Genomic DNA, 2,806 nt, shown 5'->3' with positions numbered 1-2,806 from the left:
TCCGCGTGCACGCCGACTCGCCGGTTGAGGTGGAGGAGCTGATCGCGGCGGTCGAGCAGGCCGGGTACGGGGCATCCGTCCCCGCCCCGCCCGTCCACACCCCCGACGAGAAGACCGCGCCGCAGGATGCGGAGTTGGTGTCGTTGCGGCAGCGGCTGATCGTCTCGACGATCCTGGCGTCGCCGGTCGCGGTGCTGTCGATGATCCCGGCGCTGCAGTTCACCTACTGGCAGTGGCTGACCCTGACCCTGGCGGCACCGGTGGTGGTGTGGGGGGCGTGGCCGTTCCACCGTGCCGCGGCGATCAACGCCCGTCACGGGGCGGCGACGATGGACACGCTGATCAGCGTGGGTGTGCTGGCCGCATTCGGCTGGTCGCTGTACGCCCTGTTCTTCGGCGGGGCCGGGATGCCGGGCATGCAGATGAGCGTCACCTTCGTCGGCACCCCGCAGGCCGGAGGCCACGAGGTGTATCTGGAGGTCGCCGCGCTGGTGACGGTGTTCATCCTCCTCGGCCGCTACCTCGAGGTCCGTGCGAAGCGGCAATCCGGGGAAGCCCTCCGAGCCCTGCTGGAGCTCGGCGCGAAAGACGCCGTCGTCCTCCGCAACGGCACCGAGCAGCGCATCCCCGTCGCTCAGCTCGCCCCCGGCGACATCGTCGTGGTGCGGCCGGGGGAGAAGGTCCCCGCCGACGGCCACGTCACCGAGGGTGTGTCCGCGGTGGACGAATCGATGCTGACAGGCGAATCCGTCCCGGTGGAGGTCGGCCCAGGCTCGCGAGTGGTCGGCGCCACCGTGAACACCGGGGGCCGGCTGCTGGTGGAGCTCACCCGGGTCGGCGCGGACACGGAGCTGGCGCGGATGGGCAGGTTGGTGGAGGAGGCGCAGACCGGGAAGGCGCAGGTGCAGCGCCTCGCCGACCGGGTCTCCGCCATCTTCGTGCCCATCGTGATCGTCCTCGCGGTGGCCGCGTTCGCTGTGTGGCTGCTGGTCGGCGCAGGGCCGGAGGTCGCGTTCACCGCCGCGGTGACGACGCTGATCATTGCGTGTCCGTGCGCGCTCGGGTTGGCGACTCCGACGGCGCTGCTGGTGGGCACGGGGCGTGGCGCGCAGCTGGGCATCCTGATCCGCGGACCCCAGGTGCTGGAGCAGACCCGCCGCATCGACACGGTCGTGTTGGACAAGACCGGCACCATCACCACCGGCACCATGACCGTCACCCACATCCACCCCACCCCCGGCACCGACCAGGCGGAGCTGTTGCGGGTCGCTGCAGCGCTCGAGCACGGCTCGGAGCACCCCATCGGCCGCGCCATCACCGCTGCCGCCACCGGCCCGCTCGCGGCAGTGGAGTCGTTCCAAGCCGAGGCCGGGCAGGGCGTGCAGGGCATCGTCGAGGGCCGCATGGTCGCCGCCGGCCGCGCCTCCTGGATCACCAGCCAGTGGTCCCTCCCGATCCCCACTGGCCTCGCCGGCACCATCGCGGCGGACGAGGCAGCGGGGGCGACGGTGACGGTGGTGGTGTGGGACGGGCAGGTGCGTGGAGCGATGAGCGTCGCCGACACCATTAAACCCACCAGCCGTGAGGCGGTCGCCCGGCTCCGGGAGCTCGGTTTGACCCCGATCCTGCTCACCGGCGACAACCCCGGCGCCGCACGGGCGATCGCCGACCAGGCCGGGATCGAGGACGTCCGTGCCGGGGTTACCCCGCAGGGCAAGCTCGACACCATCCGCGACCTGCAGACCGCGGACCGGGTGGTCGCGATGGTCGGCGACGGGGTGAACGACGCCGCAGCCCTCGCTGCAGCAGACCTCGGGATCGCGATGGGCACCGGCACCGACGCGGCCATCACCGCCGCTGACCTGACCATCGTCTCCGGCGACCTCGTGCTCGTGCCGGACGCGATCCGGCTGGCCCGGCGCACCCTCGGGACGATCAAGGGGAACCTGTTCTGGGCGTTCGCGTACAACGTCGCCGCGATCCCGGTCGCGATGCTCGCCCTGCTGAACCCCATCCTCGCCGCCGCAGCGATGGCGTTCAGCAGCGTCTTCGTCGTCACCAACAGCCTCCGACTGCGCCGCTTCCGCCCGCTCCCCACCCCGACCCGTGCCGCCGCCCGGGAGCCCGCGCCCGTCCGGGCCTAACCCATCCCCCTGAGAAGGAGAAATGTCATGTCCCACGACCACGACCACTCCGGGCACGACCACACGCACGCGCACGAGCACGGTGCGCACGAGCATCACCATCATGAGCCGCCGGAGGGGGCGACGAACCTGGTGACCTGCCCGGTGATGCCCGGCAATCAGGTCGACCCGGCCTGGGCGGAGCAGCGCGGCCTGTTCCGCGATTACCAGCGCAGCCGGTACTGGTTCTGCTGCGCCGAGTGCGGGCCGCTGTTCGACGCAGACCCCGCCCGTTACACGCACGCCGCCTGACCCGCGCCACAGAAGAAGGACGGCGCGCGAAGTGGATACGGCGGTCGAGCTGGTGCAGGCGTACCTGCGGGTCAACGGCTACTTCACCGTCGCCGAATACCCGGTGCTGGACGCGGCCGGCCCGGGCGGGCCGCGCACCATCAAGGACCTGGACATCCTCGGTGTGCGGCTGCCCCGGACACCGGGAGCGTCCGGGGCAGCCGCACACCGCTGGACACGGCGCTGGATGCCGGGGGCGGGGCGGACATGATCGTCCCGCGCTGGTGAGTAGCACCCACAGCACCACCCGGAACACCAGGTACCCGGCGACGACGAGGACGATGCGGGTTCGGCCGTGGACCAGGGTGGTGATCGCCCATGCCGCGCCGAGG

The 2,806-nt window shown here is 71.8% G+C and carries 3 protein-coding genes; all 3 read left to right on the top strand.

What is annotated here, in order from left to right; all coding sequences use genetic code 11:
• Nucleotides 1–2,144: heavy metal translocating P-type ATPase (locus MHO01S_RS16090; protein WP_061782598.1), on the top strand; the 2,144-nt coding region annotated here is incomplete at its 5' end.
• Nucleotides 2,145–2,171: 27 nt separating this feature from the next.
• Complete coding sequence (locus MHO01S_RS16085; RefSeq protein ID WP_060960654.1) at nt 2,172–2,435, top strand: hypothetical protein; 264 nt, start codon at nt 2,172–2,174, stop codon at nt 2,433–2,435.
• Between the two features lie 31 nt (nt 2,436–2,466).
• Nucleotides 2,467–2,685 carry a hypothetical protein gene (locus tag MHO01S_RS16080; RefSeq protein ID WP_060960653.1) on the top strand — a complete coding sequence of 73 codons (219 nt, stop codon included), beginning with the start codon at nt 2,467–2,469 and terminating at the stop codon, nt 2,683–2,685.
• Nucleotides 2,686–2,806: the final 121 nt, after the last annotated feature.

Source organism: Microbacterium hominis NBRC 15708, assembly GCF_001592125.1.
GTDB lineage: Bacteria > Actinomycetota > Actinomycetes > Actinomycetales > Microbacteriaceae > Microbacterium > Microbacterium hominis.
The sequence above is the reverse complement of the archived record's forward strand: the minus strand, read 5'-3'. Positions and strand labels throughout refer to the sequence as shown.